This window comes from Rhodovulum marinum (assembly GCF_004343075.1).
Taxonomy (GTDB): domain Bacteria; phylum Pseudomonadota; class Alphaproteobacteria; order Rhodobacterales; family Rhodobacteraceae; genus Rhodovulum; species Rhodovulum marinum.
In genome coordinates, this window is record NZ_SLXP01000013.1 from 11,409 (window position 1) to 32,800 (window position 21,392).

Genomic DNA, 21,392 nt, shown 5'->3' on the forward strand with positions numbered 1-21,392 from the left:
GCTTAGAAAAAACCAAATTTAGCTTTGCCCCCAGCGGCATAGGAAGACAACGGCACATGGCAACCACAGAGCGGCAGGGACTGATTTCACGGTTCTTCTCGCGCGGAGGCGATTCTGATCGAGATGAGCGCGCGACCGAAGTGCCTCCTGCGTCTGGACATGAGGCCTGGGGCGACAATGCAACGCGCTCGGTAAGTGACTTGGTCAAGTCCGTTCTGAGGCAACCGAGTTGTTTGATTGTCACAGGATACCAGGACTTCCTATCTTCTCTGACAATCTTGCTCGAAGCGGTCGACAAACTTGACGAGCGCCCAGAGGGCAGCATCCGCATCGTATTTGGCTCCAACTCCGAAACACGACAGGCTCTAGGCGGCAGCGGCCGGTCAGTGGCCGAAGAAGCGCGCCAGCATTTCCTTGGCGCAAGGGGCTTTTCGGTTGTTGATTTGGCCGATCTGCGCGCAGTGCTTGCGATGGACGCAATCGAGCGCGGGATCATCAAGTTCCGTATTTTCGACCCTGATCTGGCAGAAGAAAAACTAGGGCGCCGTCCACCAATGCTTCACGCGAAGCTTTTTGTAGGTGGGGACAAGGCACTTTCGGGAAGTGCCAATTTCTCGATCAACGGTTTGCGCCGCAATCTGGAATTCATGGACGACGCCGATGCCTGGCCCGAACTTGCGACTGCGCGTCGAACGGCCGCTGAGCAGTATTGGGACATGGGGCGCGATTGGACTGAAACAGCGCTGGAAATCCTGCGAGCGCTGATCCGCCTTGTCTCACCCGAAGAAGCGGTGGCCAGAACAGTTCACGAAGCCACAACCTTCACCCCCTGGCGTGTCGCAGGCGAAACCAGCGCCGGACGTCCGCCTCAACCCTTCCAGGCCGATCTTGTCTATGAGGCTGCAGGAACGGTCTATGAACACGGCTTTGCCTTTGTCGAAGCGCCAACTGGTGCCGGGAAAACCGACATCGGAAAACACCTGGCGACGGTTCTACCGGTCAGCCATGGGCAGACGGTCTTTTCCTGGGGAGAGCGCGCCGATCAACAACGGCTTGGCTCGCTCGCCCTGATACCTGCCAGCGTTCTGAAGAACTGGACAACGAACGCGCCTGCGAACTTCAAACCCATCAAGCACAGTCACCTGTCGCGGCGAGGTAAGGAGGAGACTTCAGAACTCGAAGAGATAAACCGGGCGGTCCGTTCGTCTGCATCAATGATCGTTGATGAAAGCCACCGGCTGAGCTCGCGATACCTTGCGCCTTCTGCACGCTCGCTTGTTTTCGAACGCAGCCCGGCGATCTGGACCGCCTGCTTGTCTGCCACGCTCATGGGAAACCAAGGTCTGGATGGCTTGCTCGCATTCCATGAGAAACGCGCCTCGATCTACGTGCCTCCGCCCATGACGGAGCAGATCAACCAACACATGGCCAAAGTTCGAAAGCGTGGAGAACTTGTGCGCTACCTCGAACACATGAACCGCCGGATCGAAGATCAAAGCGTGCAGGACGACCTGTTCGACAGCGCGGAAGCACTACAGGTCGAAGTCAACAAAGTCGAACGCCAGCTAGAGACCGGCGGGCTGCAAATCAGTGCGCTTCAGGAAGGATTGGCCGACGCCCTGGCGCCGTACGTCGTGCGGCGCCAACGGGATTGCATTGGGGAGAGTGCGGATCGAAAGTCCGGCGCTTTCGTTTACCCAACGATCCGAAGCCACCGAGAGGATACGGCGTTGAGTGATCATCAGCGCCAAATTATTGAGCGAATCAAGGCATTGGCGGAATGCATTACGACTGGGGTGACCCTTGTTTCTGCTGATCCCCAACGCGCCGCACACACAGAAATCAAATTCCACGACAAATCGCGCATTCACATCCGGAACTTCCTCGCTTTGCTGCGCGCGTCGATAACCTTTGCACGCGAAGAATGGTCCAGAGAGCGCGACAGCGAAGCCGATCAGCGAGGGCGGGCATCAATCGGAGAAAACCTAAGACGCGCCGAGAAACAAAACGCCCGCGGCCTTGCCATTCCGGACGGAGTTTTGCCCGAGGAAGTTGATGTCGAAGCCGACGAAAGTGAAACACCGATTTGCGATCGGATCAGTAGGCTTCTGAATCATCTCAGCCTCGACAGCATTGATGAAGCCCGGGCCGGTGCCATGCGAGACATCCTTCGAAAGCATGGCCATGCCATCTTCCTTGCTGAACGGGTCGGCGTGCTCGAGGTTTATGCCAGGCTTCTTGCTGGGCAACGCGGACGAGGGCCTGAGGTCTTCGTGGTCGCACCTGGTGCAAGGATCAAAACCGGCAAGAAGCTGCATCACATCCGATCTGGCGCAGATGCGCAGGAGTATTTCGGCATCGACGGGAAACATGTCGCCCCGCTGAAGCCCCGGGCCATGTTCCTCACATTCCAAATGGCCGAAGGAATCAACCTCCAAATCGCCTCTGCGCTTGGGATCATTGGCGTCACGTCCGACGTCAAGAGCCTCATTCAGGGGTTGGGGCGGATCGACCGGATCGACAGCCCCAACTCCCGCATCCACTACTACACCTTCGACCTTCCCGGTCTAGTTCTGTCATCAGACCACAAGGCGCGCGCTCGTGTCGCGAGCATCGCTCTCCTTTCAGGTGTTGGCGCCGAAGACCTACCATCAGAGCTGGTTGAGTTTTCTGCCGGTGATCTGACCGATCTTGTTCTAGAACAGGTCAAGAAACCGCGCATCCTCCGCCCCAACAACTACTTTGATCAGCTTGAAGCCCTTCGGCGAGAATTGCCGGCTGACGTTCTAGACCGGGTCTGGAACGCAAACGCTCGCGGTCTTTGGGGTGCCGAACTTTGTCTTCTGTCCTCAGTTGAGCCAGTCACCATCCTCCTCTTGGGCGGTCGCACAGGCAGCCCCCATGACCCTACCGTTCTACCGCCTCGTTTGATTGCCGTTCGAGATGTTGATGGGAGCGCAGAGATCATTGGCGACCAGGTCGAAGCAGCTAGACACCTATCCGCCGCCTATGCCGAAACGCGCCGGCGAGGCATGCAAAGCCACCGCCCAAAACTGAACGCGATATCAGCTACGTTCAGCAGGCTCGGCAGCACGCTTGCGCATCTGACCCACTGGGATATCCGACCGGCTCGAACGGTTTCACTTCTTTCGTCCCTCGCAAATTTCCTGTCAGGACACGACACCGGTGATGCTGGTCAAGAGCTCTTCGGTTACTTGACTCTGCCGACACTGGAAAAGCTGGCAGAAGCATGGGCACACGAACTCGATGTGTTCTGGATCGAGGCGAAGGAAACGGTTAGCCAAAGAAGCGCGTCTGGCATTGAAATCCCTGACTATCTTGGGATCGACGCGATTTACCGAGCTTTCCAAGAGCAACCAGACGATGTCCGCTCAGCTGTAAAGAACAGGATGAGGGAACTCTTGGTTCGATGCACGGCATTGTCGGACGGGCAACCGATAGATGTTCTCAGCCGGGTAGCGGTTATCTTCGAAGCTAGACCGTAGGCCTGAACTTTCTCCGAGCCCTGCCAAGATTGACTATAGGGAGTTGACGCTCTCGGCCCTAACCGGCTATTGACCACCGCCTCGCTCCGCCGCGGCGCGGCCCGTCATTCCAGCCATTCGCTGCGCCCGCGAAGACACGCAGCCGGCGAACCGCACCTCGCGGGGCATTGGGGATAGCTGGCAAAAACCGTAAGATTTCGTAGGGCAGCCCAAATATGACGTTCAAGTCAATTGCGGCACAAACCGAGCCCGTGAGGCTGGGGCTCGAATCCACCATGCGGCGGCACGGCGATAAACCGACTCTCACGCTGTGACGCCATGAGTATGTCGGCCGACGACCGGCAGCCTAGTCGAGACATACGTGACGAGCGCAGCATCTGCGTCGCTGCAGGCTCGAGACCCGATATGCGAATCCCCTGGAGCGTGTGCCAGATTCCCGCACGTCGCCGAGGCGGGATGCGCTGCCCTCTCGTTTTTTCGGCGAACTGCCGCGTTTCGCGGCGAAGCTTCCCACATGTCGACGGAGTTGACCGTCATGCAATCAAGGTCGCAAGAACGGGGACCGGCCTTACTGCCTTTCATCAGCGCATCGCACTTGCAAGCATTGACAGCCGCGCAGTTTGGTTCTCGCCGACGACGGCGTAGTCCACGCCCTCCCGCGTCCAGTAGGCGACCGGCTGCCCCGAGACCGAACTGACCGCATAGGAGTAGAGCGGCTCGCCCTCGGGATGCGGCATCATCGACAAGGTGATCTGCCTGCCGGTGTCGGTCTCTTCGTAAGTGAACTGCGCGATCGGGCCATCCTCGCCCTTCACCAGACGCCCGCCGATGACCCGAAGGCCGAGTTCTTCGAGCCGGGGGCTTTCGATCTTGCGCTGCATCCGGTCGGATACCCAGTCGAGCGTGGCCTGCATCCGATCGTCGGAGATCTCGAATTCCTCGACACCGCTGTGGTCATAGACATTGTGAAGCACGGTCGCCTGGGTGACGAAACGGGGTTGGCCCTCGGCTGCGGGCGGACCGGAGACGTAAACCGCATGCCCTCCCCAGCCCGCGACGAAGATCGCGACACTGGCGGCGACCTGCCGGAACGCCGGCCGCATCACCATGCCGCGCACCCGCCCGGCGCGAATGCGCCTTGCCAGCTCGCGACCGAGCAGTTCGGTGCGCAGATCCGCGGGCCTGTCATCGGCGGCGGCCGCGGCTTCGCGGATCAGGTCGCGGTCGCGCGCCCAACCGGCCACCGTTTCCCGCTGCGCGGCATCGCCCGCCAGGCGCGCCTCGATCTCGGCCATGCGGTCGGGCGACAGCTTGCCATCGACGTAGGCATGCAGGTCGGGGTCGAGCGCGATATCGAACTCGGAATTGGTGTCTGTGTCGGTCTTCATGTCGTCGCCTTTCACGAAATCAGGCTGATCTTCGAGCGCTTGACCTCGCCGAGGATCCTGCGCAGTGCCTGCCGGCCGCGTCCGAGCCGCGACATGAACGTGCCCAGCGGCACGTCGAGGCTTCGGGCGGCTTCGGCATAGCTCATGTCCTCCAGGGCCACGAGGACGATCGGCCGACGCTGTGCCTCGGGCAACCGGTCGAGCGCGTCCAGCACCTGCTGCAATTCGACGTGGCGGTGCTGGCGTTCGGGCGCGATCGGCTCGGGCAGGTCCGGCTCTGCGGCCTTGCGCACCTGCGCCCGGCGCAGCCCGCTGACATGCGTGTTGTGCATGATGCGGAACAGCCAGGGGCGCAGGTCGCTCGAAGGGTGCAGGCTGTCCACCTTGGCAATCGCCTTGACGAGTGTCTCTTGCACGAGGTCTTCGGCCTCGTGATGGTCGCGTGTCAGCACCAGTGCATAGCGGCGCAAACTGGCAATATGGGTCCGAACCTCCGACTTCGGCGATGCTGGCAGCACATTTCCCTCCTTGGTTTCAGACTACATACGCGGCCGCCCGCACTTTCATCCCCACGCCGTCAAAAAAAATTTCCCGCGCCGCATATTTCCCGCTGCCGGGATGAAAGCGCGGGCTCGCGCGTCCTTTCCGGTGAACGAAGTGCGCCGCGGCGTCATCGCCCCGCACCCCCTGCCGAACAAGGAGGACCAGATGGCAAACGACGTAATCATCCCCCACCAGTCAGGAGAGGACCGACCGCCAGGGTCGCTTTCCGGCTTCGTCTTCGGACGGCAGCCGAAAACGATCCTGAAGCGTTCCTCGATCATGATCGCCGCGGCGGTCGCGCTCTATTTCGGCGGGATGGGAACCGCCATGCAGCGCATCGACGCGAACCCGGACTTCTCGCCCACCACCGTCGAGAATGGTAGTCACGCGGTCGACATGGTGGCCTCGCTTATCGAGCGGGAGGTCGACACGCACCGCTGGGCCCCGAACGATCCGGCCTTCTATCCGACCGCCTTTCACGACAACATGGGCAACTTCCAGCGTGGCTTGATGCGCGCGGTCAGCCGGTTCACCCTTGAACTCGAGACGCAGATTGGCCGGCTGAACGGCACCTCCGCCATCGACCGCGACCTGGAACAGGCGGCGGGGCTCCTGCAATTCCCGACCGATGTCTGGCTGTTCGACTTCCAGCAATCCATCCTGCCGGTGCAGCCGGCCGATACCCAGTACCGCGCCGCGGCGGACGCGCTGCGCGCCTACAACGCGCGCGTGGCCGCCGGCCAGGCCGCGTTCGAGACACGTCCCGACGCGCTCGTGCTAACCCTGGAACGGATGCTCGGCGAGCTGGGTGCGCGGGCCGCGGTGATCGAGCAGCACACACAGCAGGATTCCGGCCTCATGGACGGCGTCTCCGATGACATCTTCTATTTCAACAAGGGCCTCAGCTACGCCACCTACCTGCTGGTGCGGGAACTCGGCCGCGATTTCGATCGCGTGATCTCGACCATGGGGATCGAGGCAGTCTGGGCGCAGACGCTCGACAGCCTGCGCCAGGCGGCGACGCAGCGGCCGCTGGTGGTCCTGAATTCCTCGGGCGAGAGCAGCATCTTCGCCAATCACCTTCACCTTCAGGGATTCTTCATGAAACGGGCGCTGCTGCAGCTCGACGAGGTGGTGCGCGTCCTGCGCAATACGCGCTAGCCCGACCACCTTCGAATTGCCGCTATCCGCCCCGCGCCATGGCCGGGGCGGATCCGCTCGTGCGCGTCATGCCGTCTGGTGAGGGATGTGATTGGGGGCGCCCCGGGATCTGGACGAGCCGACGGGCAGTTCAAGTTTCGACCCATGTCACATGGAAAAGAAAAATGCGCGCCTCGGAAACGAGGGCACGCATTTCATATCGATCTTCGAGAGGAGGCCGGGCGAGCGGCCCGGCCGCCTCGTAGTTCCGGCTGACCGCCTACTCGGCCGCCACGCCGTGCGCCATCTCGCGCCGTTCCTTCCGGGCCTCGCTGGGTTCGACGATTTCCAGCGCCTCGCGGACGATCGCGCCGTTGCGGGTATTGGCCTCCATCATGCCCTCCACCGCCAGGACGAGGGTCTCGCGGTTCAGGCCGATCCGGTCGAGCTGCCGGTCAGACAACCGGGACAGGGCCGCCGTGATGCTGACGGTGTCACGCGCCTCCAGCCACTCGTTATAGGCATCCTGGTCGCGGTAATGCAGGGCGGCCACGGATTCGATGATGTTGCCACGCCAGAAGCCGCGCAGCTTGGCCAGCCGGTCACGAACCGGCGTTTCGTTGGTTTCGGCAGTCGTTTCGGTGTGCGTCATGGCATCCTCCTTGGTTTGATGCCCGAAAAACGCCCATGGCGGCATTTTAATCCCTCGCATTGAAGAATTCGCAGCGAAGGCGCGATGCGGCCGGGAATCCCGACCCCGCCACGCCGTTTTCGACGCTTCAGGGGGATTAAACCCGGACCTTGCGCGTTCTTCGGAGGATCGCGGCGACATGAGGTCGGCGCAGAAATCAGGGACCCCCGCGCAGACGGCACGAAGCAGGCAAGGCCCGCTACCGCCGCAGCGTTCCGGGGACGCCCCCGCCGATGGAGAGGACGACATGCGCGAGCCAGACCGGTTGCGCCGGGCCGAGGATATGCCGACCGCCATTCGCGACGCGCGCGGCGCGGTCTCGCCGCCGCCGGTTCTGTGCCTTGCGGCTCCTTCGGCCGTGCCCGGCCCCGATCGGGTTTCGACCCCGCAAGGCGTGCGCGGCTGGCGCGGGCTTTTCCTGACGGCCGGTACGCTTGCGCTGGTCTGGGGCGGGCTGACCGGCTGGGACGCTGCGAGCTGGGTGTTCGGGGTGCCCGCGGTCGCCGCGGCGACCGCCCTGGCCTTCAGCTTTCCGGTGGCGCCGGCCTGGCGCCTGTCCGCCGTGGGCGCGCTTCACTTCGCGGGCTGGTTCGCAGTCGCCTCGGTGCGCGGATCGGTCGACGTGGCCGGTCGCGCCTTGGCCTGGCGGATCCCGCTCGCGCCCGGTTTCCGCAGCTACGAGACCGACCTGCCGCCGGGCGCGCCGCGCCTCGTCTTCGTCAACGCGATCACGCTCTTGCCCGGCACGTTGTCGGCCGAGATCGACGGCAATCGTATCGACGTGCACATGCTCGACATCCGCAGCGATCTGAACGCGGAACTCGCGCCGCTCGAGGCGCGGGTGCGCGCCCTATTCGCGCTGCCCGAGGCCCCCGCCACCCGTTCCCCACAACCGGAGACCGCACGATGAGCCCTGTTCTTGCCGTCATCCTGACCGTTCTTCTGGCTAGCCTGCTCGGCGGCCTCTGGCGCGTGATCCGCGGCCCGTCCGACTCCGACCGGATGCTGTCGGCGCAGCTGCTGGGCACCGCCGCGGTGGCGATGACGGTGGTCCTTGCGCGGCTGCAGGACATGCCCGCGCTGCTCGACGTGGCGCTGGTGCTGGCGCTCCTCGCGGCCGTGACGCTGGTCGCCTATGTCGCGCTTTCGGAGAGGAGGGGTCGGTGATGCTCGAGATCGCCGGTACGGCTTTCATGGCCCTCGGCGCGCTGTTCTTCGTCGCCGGCACCATCGGGCTCCTGCGCTTTCCCGACGTGTTCTGCAGGCTGCACGCGCTGACCAAGGCCGACGGAATGGGCCTTGCCCTGGTTTGCCTCAGCGCGGCCATCGGTGCGCCGGACGGGGGCGAGGCGCTGCGCATCCTCCTGATCTGGGTCTTCGTGGCGCTCGCCAGTGCGACCGGTGGCCACCTTGTCGCCCGCCATGCCCGCCGGGCCGGACCGCCGGTGCGCGAGGTGCGGCCATGACCGTTCTGCTGGCCTTCGACCTGCTGCTGGCCGCGTCGATTGTCGGGCTTGCCGCCGCGACGCTGCTGATGCGCGACGCCTTCGCGATGATCGTCGCCTTCATCGTCTTCGGGATGCTCCTGGCGCTGGGCTGGGCGCGGCTGGTGGCGCCCGACGTGGCGCTGGCCGAGGTCGCGATCGGGGCCGGCCTGAGCGGTGCGCTGTTGCTGCGGACGCTTGCCCATCTGCGCGGCGGAGGCCTGTCCGCGCAAGGCGGCGCATCCGTTTCCGCGCCCACCAATGGTGCCACTCAGGGCATCAACGCGCTGCTGGCGGGGCTTGCCACCTGTGCTTTGGGGCTGGCCTATCTCGGCGCGCCGCAGAACGTGCCGGGGCTCGAGGCCCATGTGACCGATGCGATGCCCGAAAGCGGCGTCACGCATCCGGTGACCGCCGTGCTGCTGAACTTCCGCGCCTATGACACGCTGATGGAGGTCGTCGTCCTTCTCGCCGCGGTGATCGTGGTGTGGCAGGTCGAGCGCGGTCTCGCCGAGACGCCCGCACCGGCGCTGGGTACGGTCTACCAAGGCTTTGCCCGCGTCGCCCTGCCGGTTGCGGTGATCGCCGGAGGCTACCTGCTGTGGATCGGGGCCGAGGCGCCCGGCGGGGCGTTCCAGGCCGGCGCCGTGCTGGGCGCGGTCGCCGTGCTGGGCCTCCTGTCGCGCCACGTCCGGCCCGCACCCGCTCACCGCCCGCTGGCGCGCGGCACCTTCGTCGCGGGTACGGCCATCTTCGCCCTTGTCGCACTGGGCGTTTCCGGGGCGGGCCGGGAGACGTTCGAGTATCCGCCGGCCCACGCCAAGACGCTGATCCTGCTGATCGAGGCCATGGTCACCGTCTCGATCGCCGCGACGCTGGCCGCGCTGTTCCATGGCCGCGAGCCGGTGACCGTGGCCACGGGAAAGGAGACGACATGATCGCGCTGAGCCAAGCCACGATCTACGGCCTTGCGGGCCTTGCCGTGTTCGGCCTGGGACTGATGGGCGTTCTGGGCGCGGCCGAGCGGCTGCGCCGGTTGATCGCGCTGAACCTCTGTGCGGCCGGCGCCGGCATGGTGCTGATCGCCGCCGCCTGGCGCAGCCCGCCCGCCGTGCCCGACCCGGTGCCGCATGCCCTGGTGATCACCGGCATCGTCGTGATGGTCAGCGCCACGGCCGTGGCGCTGGCGCTGATCCGCCGCCTGCACAGCCTGGAGACCGACACCGATGACTGACGTCATGCCCGACCCGCTGACGCTTGCGATCCTGCTGCCGCTTTTCGGCGCCATCGCGGCGTTCCTGTTGCCCCGCGCAGCGCCCGCGATCGGGCTGGGGGCGGTGGTCGCCACTGCAGCGGCAATCGCGGTTCTGGGCCACTTGGTGGTGCAGGCGGGCACCATTTTCGTGCCGCTCGGCGGCTGGGGCGCGCCGCTCGGGATCGAGCTGCGCGCCGATGGCCTGGCGCTGGCGATGCTGGGCCTGACCGCGTTGATCGCGCTGGGCGTGGGGCTTGGCGCGCTGGCCGCCTTCGCGGGCGAGACCGAGGTGGGCGGGCAGCCGATGGCGCGCCAGCGGGCCTTCTTCTGGCCGCTTTGTTTGCTGCTGCTGACGGGAATGAACGGGGTCTATCTCAGCAACGATCTCTTCAACCTCTACGTCATGCTCGAGGTGATCTCGCTCGCCGCCGTGGGGCTTGCGGTGCTGGGTGGCACGGTCGCGGCGCTGCGGGCGGGGCTCGCCTACATGTACGCGAGCCTTCTGGGCGCGCTGATGATGCTGCTCGGCGTGGGGTTCGTCTATCTCCAGACCGGGCGGCTCGATTTGGCGGGGCTGGCGGGCGCGCCGGACTCTGCGGCGCTGTCGGCGGCGTTTGGGCTGATGCTGGTCGGACTGGCGCTGAAGACCGCGCTCTTTCCGCTGCATTTCTGGCTGCCCGAGGCGCATGCGAACGCCACCGCGCCCGCCAGCGCGCTGTTGTCGGCGCTGGTGGTCAAGGCCGGGCTCTACATCCTGCTGCGGCTGGCCGAGGCGGGGCCCTTCCCCGGCGAGGCGATCCTGACGCTGATGGGCGTGCTCGGTACCGGCGCGGTGCTCTGGGGCGGGGTTCAGGCGCTCAGGGCCGAGCGGCTGAAGCTGCTGGTCGCCTGGTCGACGGTCGCGCAGATGGGGCTGATCTTCGTCGCGCTGGCCCGCGCCGGCCTAGAGGGGCTGTCCGACAGCTGGCGCGCCGCGGCGCTGCTGATTCTCGCCCATGCCGTCGCCAAGGCGGGAATGTTTCTGGCCGCGGGCCGGATCAAGGACGTGATCGGCCATGACCGCATCAGCGAGCTCGACCGTAGCGCGGTGCGCCCCGCGCTGGCGCAACTTGCCTTCGCGCTGGCCGCGATCAGCCTGATCGGCCTGCCGCCCTCGCTGGGTTTCATCGGCAAGTGGTCGCTGATGGAGGGCGCGATGATGGCGGGCAACTGGCACTGGGTCGCGGTGACGATGGCCGGCACGCTGCTCAGTGTCGCCTATTTCACCCGCGCACTCACCGGTTTCCTGCGCTTCGACCGGGTGCGCGCACCGCTCGACGAACACCGCGGCTGGGCGCTCGCCGACGCGCCGCCCGTCGTGCTGGCGGGCCTCGCCGTGGGCCTCGGGCTTGCCGCCGGGCCGATCCTCGCCGTTCTCGACCTTGGCACCCCGTTCGGAGCGATCCCATGATCGACATGCCGCTTCTGCCGCTGATCATCCTGATGACCTCGCTGGGCGCCGCGCCGGTGCTGCTCGCGCTGCCCGAGCGCAGCGCACGGCTGCGCACCGGGCTGAACCTCGCCGTCGCTGCCGTGAAGGTGGCGCTGGTGATCTGGCTCGCCTGGAAGGCGGCGCACGGCGTGGTCTACGACCTGCGCCTGAGCGTGCTGCCCGGGCTCGACCTGCATTTGCAGGCGGACCCGCTGGCGCTGATGTTCGTGGCGCTTTCGGCGGTGCTGTGGCTGGTGACCACGATCTATTCGGTGGGCTATCTCGAGCGCGGGCCGCACCGGGCGCGGTTCTTCGGCTTCTTCAGCCTCTGCGTCGCCGCGACTGTCGGCATCGCGATGGCGGGCAACCTGTTCACCTTCCTGCTGTTCTACGAACTCCTGACGCTGGCGACCTATCCGCTGGTGATCCATCGCGGCACCGCGGCGGCCCTGCGCGCGGGCCGGATCTACCTGATCTACACGCTGGTCGGCGGGCTTGCGCTGCTGCTCGGCACGCTCGCGCTCTGGGGGCTGGCGGGAACCACCGATTTCGTCCCCGGCGGCGTGATGGCCGAGGTCGCGGCCGAGCGGCCCGCGGCCGCGCAGGCGCTCTTCGTGCTGCTGATCGCGGCGCTTGGCGTCAAGGCGGCGCTGGTGCCTCTCCATGGCTGGCTGCCGATCGCGATGGTCGCGCCGGCGCCGGTCTCGGCACTGTTGCACGCCGTCGCCGTGGTCAAGGCGGGCGCCTTCGGCATCATCCGCGTGGTCTACGAGGTGTTCGGGATCGAGCTGGCCCAGGGGCTGGGCGTGACCGGACCGCTGATCGCGGTGGCCGCCGTGACGATCATCTACGGCTCGCTCCGCGCGCTCGCACAGGACGACATCAAGGTCCGCCTCGCCTATTCGACCGTCAGCCAGGTCAGCTACATCACGCTCGGCGTCGCTCTGGCCGGTCCGGTTGCCGCGATCGGCGCATTGGCGCACCTGATCCACCAGGGCGTGATGAAGATCACCATGTTCATGGCGGCGGGCAACCTCGCCGAGGGGCTGGGCGTGAAGAAGGTCAGCCAGATGGACGGGGTCGGCCGCGCGATGCCGGGGACGATGGCGGCGTTTTCGCTCGCCGCGCTGGCGATGATCGGGCTGCCGCCCTTCGCGGGCTTCGTCTCGAAATGGTACCTCGCGCAGGGCGGCATCGCGGCCGGACAGGACTGGGTGATCGCGCTGTTGCTGGGATCGAGCCTGCTGAACGCGGCCTATTTCCTGCCGCTCCTGCACCGCGCCTGGTTCCGGGACGCGACGCCCGAGGCGGCCAATGCCCCGGCCCGGCGCAAGATCAGCCTCTGGCTGGCCGCGCCGCCGATGGTCACCGCGGGCTTCGTACTGGTCATCGGCGTGTTGGCCAACGCGCCCTTCAGCCCGCTGGAATGGACCCGCTTCATCGTCACCCGCGAATTCAACGGAGGTCTGTGATGCCCGGCCTTGCCCTGCTTGCCGCCATCGGCACACCGCTTGGCCTTGCACTGTTGCTGGCGCTGCCCGCCGCGCGCGGGCTGGTGTGGCGGGCGCTTTCCTTCGCGCCGTTGCCCGCGCTCGCGCTGGCGCTGTTCGGGACGGTGCCGTTCACCGTCTCGAACGACTGGCTGATCCTCGGCAGCGTCCTTGGCCTCGATGCGACGGCGCGGTTGTTCCTGATACCCGCGGCGCTGGTCTGGACGGCGGCGGCCGCGGCCGCGCGGGTCTGGATGGCCGGCGATCGGCGCGCCACCGGGTTCGGCCTGTGTTTTCTTTTCGCGATGACCGGAAACCTGGGCCTGTTCCTCGCCGATGACGCGCCCACGTTCTATGCCTTCTTCGCCTTGATGAGCTTTTCCTCCTACGGGCTCGTACTGCACGCGCGCAGCGAGGAGGCGCTGGGAGCGGCGCGGCTTTACATCGCGTTCGTTCTGGCCGGCGAGCTTGCGCTTTTCGCGGGCCTCGGCCTGGCCGTGGGCGAAACCGGCTCGCTGATGCTGGCCGATATCGCCGACACCGCGCTCTCCGTGCCGACCGTCGCGCTGCTTCTGGCGGGTTTCGGCGTCAAGCTGGGCGTGATGCCGCTGCATTTCTGGCTGCCGCCCGCCCATGGCGCGGCGCCGGTGCCGGCCTCGGCGGTCCTGTCGGGCGCAATGATCAAGGCGGGGCTCTTCGGTATCGTCGCAACCCTGCCGCTGGGAGAGGCGGCCTATGCCGATCTGGGGGTCGTGGTAACGGCGGCGGGCATGGTGACGATCTTTGCCGCGCTGTTGATGGGCGCGCGCGAAACCGCGCCCAAGACGGTCCTGGGCTTTTCGAGCGTCAGCCAGATGGGCATCGTGGCGCTCGGGATCGGCGCGGCGCTGATGGCGCCGGGCGCCTGGGGCGCGGTGCTGCCCGTGCTGGCCTTCCTCGCCGCCCATCACGCGCTGGCCAAGGCCGGGCTGTTCCTGGGGGCGGGCGCCTTCGCGGTTCAGCACAGCCCGGCGGCTCGGATGGCGGTGACCGTGGCGCTGGTGCTGCCCGCGCTCATCCTGGCCGGGATGCCCCTCCTGTCCGGAGCGCTCGGCAAGGAGGCGTTGAAGACGGCGCTGGGCGCCGGGCCCGCGGTTTGGCTGCCCTGGATAACGCTCGCGCTCATGCTCTCGGGCGTCGCGACGACACTTCTGATGGCGCGGTTCCTCGTCCAGCTCTGGCGCAAGCGGCCCGCTGCACCGGCGGGCGTCGAAAGCGACGGGTTGGTCATACCCTTTGTTCTGCTGGCGTTGGCTGCCGCGGCGCTTCCGGCGATCTGGCCCACCGTCGCGGGAAGCGCCGCCCAACCGATCGCCGAGGCCGCACCGGGCACGCCCTGGCCACTCGTCGCCGGGGCCCTCATTGCCACCGCGGCCGCCGTCGCATCCCATACGAGCCGCGTCGGGTGGAGCGCGGTCCTGTCCACGCTGACGGCCCCGGCCGAACGCGCGGCTGCGCGGGTGGGTGATGCCCTGGTGCGCCGCCGACGCGCGCTTTCGCGAAAGGCGCGCGCACTGCCGCCGGCGCTGGACGGCTGGATCGCCGAGCACCGGCTTGGCCAGACCGGAATTGCGGCGCTCCTCGTCGCCGTCCTCGTCATCGGAGGAGCGCAGCATGTCGCCCCCACCGACCCCATCGCGCCGCCTGCCGCTGAGCAGAACGGCCCCTGAGTCACATGCCGCAGACCCGCAAGGAAGGAGACTGACCATGCGCTACGATTCCATTCCGCAGACGCCCGCCCCCGAGCCCGCGACGCCGCGCCCGGACTCGATGCCGACCGACCAGATGACCCTGCTGCGCTACCGCGTCACCAATTTCCGCTCGGTCAAGGACAGCGGATGGCTCGATCTCGGCCGTGTCACCGCGCTCGTCGGGGTCAACGAATCCGGCAAGACGAATCTTCTCCTGCCGCTCTGGAAGCTGAACCCGGTGGCCGATGGTAATCTCGACCCGGTGTCGGACTATCCCAAGGCGATGTTCGCCGAGATCCGCACCGCACCCGGCGCCTACCGCTTCATCCTGGCCGAGTTCGACACCGGCCCCGCCGCCGAAAAGATCGCCGAACTCGCCCGTATTCCGGTAGAGGCCACGCGCCGCGTTGCCGTCGGCCGACTCTTCGACGGCAGCTACACCGTCGAATTCCCGAACTACGCTCGGCCGCGGGAAACCGATGCCCGCCGTACCGCCGAGCGCCTGCGCACCGCGCGCGCCACGATCGCGGCCGCCGAGATCCCGCTCGACGAAAAGGAGCTTCACACCACCGTCCTCGATGGGATCGACGCGATGCTGGCCGAGGTCGAGGCCGAGCCGATGTTGACTGGAAACGACATGATGCGGCTGCGCAATCGGGTCGGCGCAATGATGCCCGACGAGATCCACTTCCGCAGCGCGACGCTCGAAGAGCTTCGTGCACTCCGCCGCGACCTGGGCACCTGGATGACCGACATGCTGGCCCCCGATCCCGGCCAGCTCGCCACTGTGCGCGACGCGGTCCTGTCGCACTTGCCGCGCTTCGTCTATTACTCGACCTGGGGCAACCTCGATTCAGAGATTTACCTGCCGCATGTGGTCGACAATCTGGGCCGCAGCGATCTCGGCCCCAAGGAGGCGTCGAAGGCCCGCACGCTGAGGGTTCTGTTCGGCTTTGTCGGGCTGGAGCCGGCCGAGATCCTGGAACTGGGCCGCGATTTCAGCGAAACGCGCAAGGAGGCGGAACGCCGCCGCCTCGCGGCAAGGGCAGAGCGCAACCCGCTCGAAAGTCTGCTCGACCTCGTGCGGCCGACGAATGCGCCCGATCTCGGCCCCGACCCGATGGCCCGTATCGCCGAGGCCAAGCGTACCCGCTCGATCCTGCTGCAATCGGCCGGCAACCGGCTGAGCGAACGGTTCGGCGAATGGTGGCGGGTGCGCGACTATCGCTTCCGCTTCGAGGCCGACGGTAACAATTTTCGCATCTGGGTGTCGGATTCCGAGCGTGCGCAGGAGGTGGAACTGGAAGAACGCTCGACGGGACTGCAATGGTTCCTGAGCTTCTTTCTCGTCTTCCTGCACGAAAGCTCCGGGCTGCACCGGCGCGCGGTCCTGCTGCTCGACGAGCCGGGCCTGTCGCTGCACCCGCTCGCCCAGCGCGACCTGTCGGTGTTCTTCGACAAGATCGCCCTCAACCACCAGATCGTCTACACCGCGCATTCACCCTTTCTCGTCGATGCCGACCGGCTGGAACGAGCCCGCAAGGTCTTCGTCGGCGAGGACGGCTCGACCCGGGTGACCTCGGACCTCGCCGCGCCCGAGCGCGGCGGGGGCGAGAGCGGGGCGTCATACGCGGTGCGTGCCGCGGTCAACATGTCGGTGGCCCAGGCGAGCTTCGGCGGGGCCGATGCGGTTCTGGTGCCGGGTATGGTCGAACAGATCTACCTCACGGCGATGAAAACGACCCTGATCGCCGCCGGAGAGTTCGCACCGGCTCGTGATATCCTCTTCGCGCCTGCGGGCGATCCGGGTATCGCGCTGCGCATGGCAGAGGTTCTGACCGGACGAAATGACCGGCGCCCAACGCTCCTGCATGACCGACCCGGCGCAGGGGCCGATAGCGGGGTTCTCAGCCTTGCCGATCTTGTCGGCCGCGCGGGGGCGACCATCGAAGATCTGATGCCGCCTGTATTTCTCGCCGAGATCGTCGACCGGATCGAGCGGCGTCCCGAGACGATGCTGAGCGACACGCTGCACACAGACACACCGTTCGTCCCGCAGGTCGAGGCCTGGGCCATGGCGGCCGACGTTCGGTTGCGGCCCGATTGGCGCCTCGAACTTGCCCGCCGGACCCGGGACCGCCTCCTGGCCCGCGGACCGGCAGCAGTGTCCGACGCAACCCGCGCACGCTGGCGTTCCGTGATCGAGACATGTCTCAATTCTCGCATGGCGGCTTCAGAGGGGTCGACAGCAACGGTGTGAAGGGCATCAACCGGCCCGCCGCGATGCGGGCCGCGCGATGTCTTTGTGGATGCCCTGCCCGTGGCGCCAATTGCGATCGCTATGACAGTCTCAGTGACCTGAGACCCGACTTCCCTCCAGCCTTCGGGAGAGTCCGTCGTTTGATTTCTGGCCTCATGAAGCCCTGGTTTTTCAGTCTCGATTTCAATGCAAATTCCTGCGGCGTGAGATTGCCAAGGGATGAGTGCGGTCTGTGTCGGTTGTAGTCCTCCTTCCATGCGGAGATCTTCTCCCGGGCCTCGGCCAGCGTTGAGAACAGGGTCTCGTTCAGGAGTTCGTCCCGGAAACTGCCGTTGAACGACTCAATGAAGCCGTGTCTCGCATCCGCTTTCCCGGCGCGATGTAGTGCCAGTCGATCCGCGTTTCCTGGCACCATCTGAGCACCGCCATGTTGGTCAGTTCCGTGCCGTTGTCGCTGACAATGGTTCTGGGCCGTCCGCGTCGGGCCACGTCCATACCCAGCACCGTCAGGAGAAACCGCGCGGGGCCGCTTAGCTGCGCATCCGACAGCGGGAGTTGATCTGACCTCATAGCGGGTTTCCTTCGATAAACCTTGGATATTTTGTACAGTGAACTAAACGGTTTACATCGGGTTCGGTCCGATGCTGGAGCTATCGAAGGAATGTCACGATGCGTCTGCAAATCGGCCTCACCGCTGTTGCCATTTTTCTGGCCGCAGGCGGCTACATCCTCTGGACACAGTCGCAGGATGACGGGTTGCCGGTCGATATCGCCTACGGCAACGGCCAGATCGAGGCCGTGCAGATCGATATCTCGTCCATGGTCGCCGGTCGGATCGAGACGGTATCCGTGCGCGAGGGGGACATGGTCACGCCGGGTCAGGTCGTCTCGACGGTCGATGCCAAGATCATCGAGGCCCAACTGGCCCAGGCCAAGGCGCAGATCGCCGCCGCCGAGGCCGAGCGCGCCGCCGCCCAGGCGCAGATCGGCCAGATGGAGGCACTGCTGGCCCTCGCCCAGGAGGAGGAGGAGCGCAGCCGCGCCCTTGTCGCACGGGGCACCTCGCCGCAATCGAACCTCGACACGCTCAGCACCAATGTCGCCGTGGCCGAGGCCAATCTCAAGGCCGCGCGCGCCGCCCTTCTGGCCCATGAGCGCGCGGTTGACGCCGCGCGCGCTGCCGCAGATCAGATCGCGGCCAATCTCGAGGACACCGAGCTGACCGCCCCCACGGTCGGGCGCATCCTGTATCGTCTGGTCGAGCCGGGCGAGATCATCAGCGCGGGCGCGCGGGTGATGACCATGGTGGATCTGAGCGAAGTCTACCTTGAATTCTACCTGCCCGCGACGCAGGCGCACCGCCTTGCCATCGGGGATGAGGCCCGCATCAAGCTCGACGTCGTGGACGCCGTGGTGCCGGCCATCGTCACCTTCGTCTCGCCCGTATCGCAATTCACGCCGCGCACGGTCGAAACGGCGGACGAGCGTCAGAACCTCGTGTTCCGGGTCCGTGCCCGCGTGCCGCAGGAACTGGTCGAGGCCTATATCGACTACGTGCGCACCGGCATTCGCGGCGTGGCCTATGTGCGTCTTGCCCCCGAACCGGGGCAGGCCCCGTCCGACTGGCCCGCAGAGTTGCAGCTTGCCGATCTGTCCGACCTGCCCCTGCCACTGAACTGAGGGGCGTGCCATGTCGGGCCAACCCATCGTCATCGCGCAGGGGCTGACCCAAAGCTACGGCGAGACCTTAGCTTTGTCTGACGTGTCGTTGCAGGTCCCGGCAGGCCGCATGGTCGGCCTGCTGGGGCCGGACGGGGTGGGGAAATCCACGCTGCTTGACCTGATCGCGGGCGCGCGGGTGATGCAGCAAGGGCAATTGCAGGTGCTGGGCGGCGACATGCGCGACGCGCGCCATCGCCGCCTTGCCGGGCCGCGCATCGCCTACATGCCGCAGGGGTTGGGGAAAAACCTCTATCACGCGCTGTCGGTGGCCGAGAATCTGGCCTTTTTCGGCACGCTGTTCGGGCTGGATCGCGCGGCGCGGCAGGCGCGCGCGGATCGGCTGACGCGGGCCACCGGGCTGCACCCGTTCATGGATCGCCCTGCCGGAAAACTTTCTGGCGGGATGAAGCAGAAGCTGGGCCTGTGCTGCTCGCTGCTGCATGATCCCGACCTGTTGATCCTGGACGAGCCGACAACCGGGGTCGATCCGCTGTCGCGGCGGCAGTTCTGGGATCTGATCGACACCATCCGCGCCGACCGGCCCGGCATGTCGGTGCTGGTCTCGACCGCCTATATGGACGAGGCCGAGCGCTTTGACTGGCTGGTGGCGATGGATGCCGGCCGCGTTCTGGCCACCGGCAGCCCGGGCGAGTTGAAGGCCAGCACCGGCGCGCCCGATATCGAACGCGCCTTCGTGCAGTTGCTGCCCGAGGATAAGCGCGGCGACGGCACCACGCTGGAAATCCCGCCCTTGCGCGATGACGGGGCGGCCCCGGCCATCGCGGCGCGGGGTCTGACCAAACGGTTCGGTGATTTCACCGCCGTCTCGGATGTCAGTTTCGACATCCGACCGGGCGAGATCTTCGGCTTTCTCGGCTCGAATGGCTGCGGCAAGACCACGACGATGAAGATGCTGACCGGCCTGCTGCCCATTACCGAGGGCGAGGCCGACCTGTTCGGCAAGCCAGTGGATGCCAGCGACCTGTCGGCGCGCAAGCGCGTGGGCTTCATGAGCCAGGCGTTTTCGCTGTATGGCGAATTGACGGTGCGCCAGAACCTCGACCTGCATGCGCGCCTGTTCGAATTGCCCCGCGATCACGCGGCGGCCCGCATCGACACGCTGGCGACCCGGTTCGACCTTGGCCCTTACATGGGCGCGCGGGCGGGCACCTTGCCGCTTGGCCTGCGTCAGCGCCTGTCGCTGGCGGTGGCCGTGCTGCACGAACCCGAAGTGCTGATCCTCGACGAGCCGACCTCGGGCGTGGACCCGGTGGCGCGCGACGAATTCTGGGATCTGCTGGTGGAGCTGTCGCGCGGTGACGGCGTGACGATCTTCATCTCGACCCATTTCATGAACGAGGCGATGCGCTGCGACCGCATCTCATTGATGCATGCGGGGCAGGTCATGGTGGTCGGCGCCCCCGATGACATCGCGGCCAACAGCCCCTCGGGCACCTTGGAAGAGGCGTTCGTGCAGCAGATCGAAGGCGCCATCGCCGCGCGCGCCACCGGCACCGCGCCAGACCTTGCACCGCCGCCATCGCCCGCCACGCCACACGCCGATGCAACCCCACGCCCGTCGCGGTTCAGCGCGACGCGCCTGTCGGCCATCGCGCTGCGCGAATGGCGCGAATTGATGCGCGACCCGATCCGGCTGGCCTTTGCGTTTTTCGGGTCGGTGTTTTTGACAATCGTCATCGCGCTGGGGATTTCGATGGATATCGAGGATATCACCATCGCCGCGCTGGATCAGGACCAGACCCCGGCCAGCCGCCAGTATCTACAGGCCTTCTACAGCTCGAACACCTTTCTCGAACAGCCCGAGATCCTGACCCGCGACGAGATGGTCACCCGCATGAGCGCGGGCGATCTGACCGTCGCGATCGAGATCCCGCCGGGCTTTGGCCGCGACCTGCAACAGGGCCACGAGGTCAGCGTCTCGACCTGGCTGGACGGGGCCAACACGACGCGCGCCGGCACGATCGAGGCCTATGTCGAGGCCGCCCATTACGCCGCCCTCGAAGATGCCTATCGCCGCGCGGGCTATGACCCGGACGAACTGGCGACGTTCAACATCGAAAACCGCTATCGCTACAACCCCGCCTTTGAAAGCATCCGCGCCATCGGCCCGGCGGTGCCCGCGATCCTGCTGATGATGTTCCCCGCGATCCTGATGGCGCTGTCCGTGGCGCGCGAAAAGGAAATCGGGACCATCACCAATTTCTACGTCACCCCCACCAGCCGGGTCGAGTTTCTGGTGGGCAAGCAACTTCCCTACGTTTTCATCACACTGATCAATGGCGTGACCCTGCTGGCGGTGGTCAGCCTCGGGCTGGGTGTCGCGTTGGAGGGCAGTCTTGCGGCGCTGGTCGTCGGCTCGCTGCTTTATGGCGCGGCGGTCACGTCCTATGGGCTGCTGATTTCCAGCGCGACGCGCACGCAGGTCGCCGCCATTTTCGCCGCCGCCATCTTGTCGATCATGCCCACGGTGCAGTTTTCCGGAATGATCCAACCGATCTCGACCCTCGACGGGATCGGCCGGCTGATCGGCGAGGTCTGGCCCGCCAGCTATTTCATGCACCTGTCGGTGGGCGCCTACACCAAGGGGCTGAGTTTCGTCCAACTGCTGCCTGACATGCTGGCGCTGGCCGCGTTCATCCCCGTTTTCCTGATCCCCGCGCTGCTGTTGCTGCGCAAGCAGGAGCGCTAGGC

Annotated in this window: 16 protein-coding genes and 1 pseudogene; 13 read left to right on the forward strand and 4 right to left on the reverse strand. The window is 66.1% G+C overall.

All coding sequences use genetic code 11. From position 1 onward, the window contains the following. The first annotated feature begins 56 nt into the window (after positions 1 to 56). Entirely contained in the window at positions 57 to 3,506 is a 3,450-nt protein-coding gene (locus EV662_RS15960; protein WP_132464686.1) for a phospholipase D family protein, read from the forward strand. A 581-nt stretch (positions 3,507 to 4,087) separates the two neighbouring features. Here EV662_RS15960 and EV662_RS15965 read toward each other — a convergent pair. Both EV662_RS15965 and EV662_RS15970 read right to left on the reverse strand, forming a co-directional pair. Further along, positions 4,088 to 4,894, reverse strand: coding sequence for an anti-sigma factor family protein (locus EV662_RS15965; protein WP_132464689.1), 807 nt, complete (start codon positions 4,892 to 4,894; stop codon positions 4,088 to 4,090). 11 nt (positions 4,895 to 4,905) lie between these two features. Then, entirely contained in the window at positions 4,906 to 5,412 is a 507-nt protein-coding gene (locus EV662_RS15970) for a sigma-70 family RNA polymerase sigma factor (RefSeq protein ID WP_207903635.1), read from the reverse strand. A 190-nt stretch (positions 5,413 to 5,602) separates the two neighbouring features. On the opposite strand from EV662_RS15970, the gene EV662_RS15975 reads away from it, so the two are divergent. Continuing rightward, on the forward strand, positions 5,603 to 6,598 hold the full coding sequence (locus EV662_RS15975; RefSeq protein WP_165915624.1) for a DUF2333 family protein: 996 nt from the start codon (positions 5,603 to 5,605) through the stop codon (positions 6,596 to 6,598). 259 nt (positions 6,599 to 6,857) lie between these two features. Here the strand turns inward: EV662_RS15975 and EV662_RS15980 are convergent, their stop codons facing one another. Further along, positions 6,858 to 7,229 carry a DUF1127 domain-containing protein gene (locus EV662_RS15980; RefSeq protein WP_132464695.1) on the reverse strand — a complete coding sequence of 124 codons (372 nt, stop codon included), beginning with the start codon at positions 7,227 to 7,229 and terminating at the stop codon, positions 6,858 to 6,860. A 286-nt stretch (positions 7,230 to 7,515) separates the two neighbouring features. Between EV662_RS15980 and EV662_RS15985 the strand changes: the two genes are divergently transcribed. Genes EV662_RS15985 through EV662_RS16025 form a run of 9 tightly spaced genes read left to right on the forward strand, consistent with a single transcriptional unit; the run spans position 7,516 to position 16,958 of the window. Continuing rightward, a complete protein-coding gene (locus EV662_RS15985; protein WP_165915625.1) occupies positions 7,516 to 8,178 on the forward strand; it encodes a Na+/H+ antiporter subunit E in 663 nt (220 codons plus the stop codon). Further along, complete coding sequence (locus EV662_RS15990) at positions 8,175 to 8,435, forward strand: MrpF/PhaF family protein (RefSeq protein ID WP_132464701.1); 261 nt, start codon at positions 8,175 to 8,177, stop codon at positions 8,433 to 8,435. Before EV662_RS15985 ends, EV662_RS15990 begins: the two co-directional genes overlap by 4 nt. Beyond that, positions 8,435 to 8,734: a monovalent cation/H(+) antiporter subunit G gene (gene mnhG, locus EV662_RS15995; RefSeq protein WP_132464704.1), complete on the forward strand. Its 300-nt coding sequence runs from the start codon at positions 8,435 to 8,437 to the stop codon at positions 8,732 to 8,734. The genes EV662_RS15990 and mnhG overlap by 1 nt, the downstream gene beginning before the upstream one ends. Next, positions 8,731 to 9,690 carry a hydrogen gas-evolving membrane-bound hydrogenase subunit E gene (gene mbhE / locus EV662_RS16000; RefSeq protein WP_132464707.1) on the forward strand — a complete coding sequence of 320 codons (960 nt, stop codon included), beginning with the start codon at positions 8,731 to 8,733 and terminating at the stop codon, positions 9,688 to 9,690. Before mnhG ends, mbhE begins: the two co-directional genes overlap by 4 nt. Next, a complete protein-coding gene (locus EV662_RS16005) occupies positions 9,687 to 9,986 on the forward strand; it encodes an NADH-quinone oxidoreductase subunit K (RefSeq protein WP_132464710.1) in 300 nt (99 codons plus the stop codon). Before mbhE ends, EV662_RS16005 begins: the two co-directional genes overlap by 4 nt. Then, positions 9,979 to 11,457 (forward strand): complex I subunit 5 family protein, encoded by a 1,479-nt coding sequence (locus EV662_RS16010; protein ID WP_207903636.1) that lies wholly within the window; start codon positions 9,979 to 9,981, stop codon positions 11,455 to 11,457. The genes EV662_RS16005 and EV662_RS16010 overlap by 8 nt, the downstream gene beginning before the upstream one ends. Next, positions 11,454 to 12,950 carry a complex I subunit 5 family protein gene (locus EV662_RS16015; RefSeq protein WP_243695877.1) on the forward strand — a complete coding sequence of 499 codons (1,497 nt, stop codon included), beginning with the start codon at positions 11,454 to 11,456 and terminating at the stop codon, positions 12,948 to 12,950. Before EV662_RS16010 ends, EV662_RS16015 begins: the two co-directional genes overlap by 4 nt. Further along, a complete protein-coding gene (locus EV662_RS16020; protein ID WP_165915626.1) occupies positions 12,950 to 14,677 on the forward strand; it encodes a complex I subunit 5 family protein in 1,728 nt (575 codons plus the stop codon). Before EV662_RS16015 ends, EV662_RS16020 begins: the two co-directional genes overlap by 1 nt. 37 nt (positions 14,678 to 14,714) lie before the next feature. After that, the gene (locus EV662_RS16025) at positions 14,715 to 16,958 is read left to right on the forward strand and encodes an ATP-dependent nuclease (RefSeq protein ID WP_165915627.1); all 2,244 of its coding nucleotides are present in this window, start codon (positions 14,715 to 14,717) and stop codon (positions 16,956 to 16,958) included. Between the two features lie 187 nt (positions 16,959 to 17,145). On the opposite strand, the pseudogene EV662_RS16030 reads toward EV662_RS16025, so the two are convergent. Further along, positions 17,146 to 17,372: pseudogene (locus EV662_RS16030) on the reverse strand (integrase core domain-containing protein); the annotation flags it as partial. Between the two features lie 255 nt (positions 17,373 to 17,627). Between EV662_RS16030 and EV662_RS16035 the strand changes: the two are divergent. Together EV662_RS16035 and rbbA are read left to right on the forward strand one after the other, a co-directional pair. Next, the gene (locus EV662_RS16035) at positions 17,628 to 18,638 is read left to right on the forward strand and encodes an HlyD family secretion protein (protein ID WP_132464722.1); all 1,011 of its coding nucleotides are present in this window, start codon (positions 17,628 to 17,630) and stop codon (positions 18,636 to 18,638) included. Positions 18,639 to 18,648: 10 nt separating this feature from the next. Next, on the forward strand, positions 18,649 to 21,390 hold the full coding sequence (gene rbbA / locus EV662_RS16040; protein ID WP_132464725.1) for a ribosome-associated ATPase/putative transporter RbbA: 2,742 nt from the start codon (positions 18,649 to 18,651) through the stop codon (positions 21,388 to 21,390). Positions 21,391 to 21,392 lie beyond the last annotated feature (2 nt).

What these genes read in the sequence shown, in the direction of transcription:
- EV662_RS15960 (WP_132464686.1), top strand. Translation starts at nt 57, where the DNA reads ATGGCAACCACAGAGCGGCAGGGACTGATTTCACGGTTCTTCTCGCGC.
- EV662_RS15965 (WP_132464689.1), bottom strand. Translation starts at nt 4,894, where the DNA reads ATGAAGACCGACACAGACACCAATTCCGAGTTCGATATCGCGCTCGAC.
- EV662_RS15975 (WP_165915624.1), top strand. Translation starts at nt 5,603, where the DNA reads ATGGCAAACGACGTAATCATCCCCCACCAGTCAGGAGAGGACCGACCG.
- EV662_RS15980 (WP_132464695.1), bottom strand. Translation starts at nt 7,229, where the DNA reads ATGACGCACACCGAAACGACTGCCGAAACCAACGAAACGCCGGTTCGT.
- EV662_RS15985 (WP_165915625.1), top strand. Translation starts at nt 7,516, where the DNA reads ATGCGCGAGCCAGACCGGTTGCGCCGGGCCGAGGATATGCCGACCGCC.
- EV662_RS15990 (WP_132464701.1), top strand. Translation starts at nt 8,175, where the DNA reads ATGAGCCCTGTTCTTGCCGTCATCCTGACCGTTCTTCTGGCTAGCCTG.
- mnhG (WP_132464704.1), top strand. Translation starts at nt 8,435, where the DNA reads ATGCTCGAGATCGCCGGTACGGCTTTCATGGCCCTCGGCGCGCTGTTC.
- mbhE (WP_132464707.1), top strand. Translation starts at nt 8,731, where the DNA reads ATGACCGTTCTGCTGGCCTTCGACCTGCTGCTGGCCGCGTCGATTGTC.
- EV662_RS16005 (WP_132464710.1), top strand. Translation starts at nt 9,687, where the DNA reads ATGATCGCGCTGAGCCAAGCCACGATCTACGGCCTTGCGGGCCTTGCC.
- EV662_RS16010 (WP_207903636.1), top strand. Translation starts at nt 9,979, where the DNA reads ATGACTGACGTCATGCCCGACCCGCTGACGCTTGCGATCCTGCTGCCG.
- EV662_RS16015 (WP_243695877.1), top strand. Translation starts at nt 11,454, where the DNA reads ATGATCGACATGCCGCTTCTGCCGCTGATCATCCTGATGACCTCGCTG.
- EV662_RS16020 (WP_165915626.1), top strand. Translation starts at nt 12,950, where the DNA reads ATGCCCGGCCTTGCCCTGCTTGCCGCCATCGGCACACCGCTTGGCCTT.
- EV662_RS16025 (WP_165915627.1), top strand. Translation starts at nt 14,715, where the DNA reads ATGCGCTACGATTCCATTCCGCAGACGCCCGCCCCCGAGCCCGCGACG.
- EV662_RS16035 (WP_132464722.1), top strand. Translation starts at nt 17,628, where the DNA reads ATGCGTCTGCAAATCGGCCTCACCGCTGTTGCCATTTTTCTGGCCGCA.
- rbbA (WP_132464725.1), top strand. Translation starts at nt 18,649, where the DNA reads ATGTCGGGCCAACCCATCGTCATCGCGCAGGGGCTGACCCAAAGCTAC.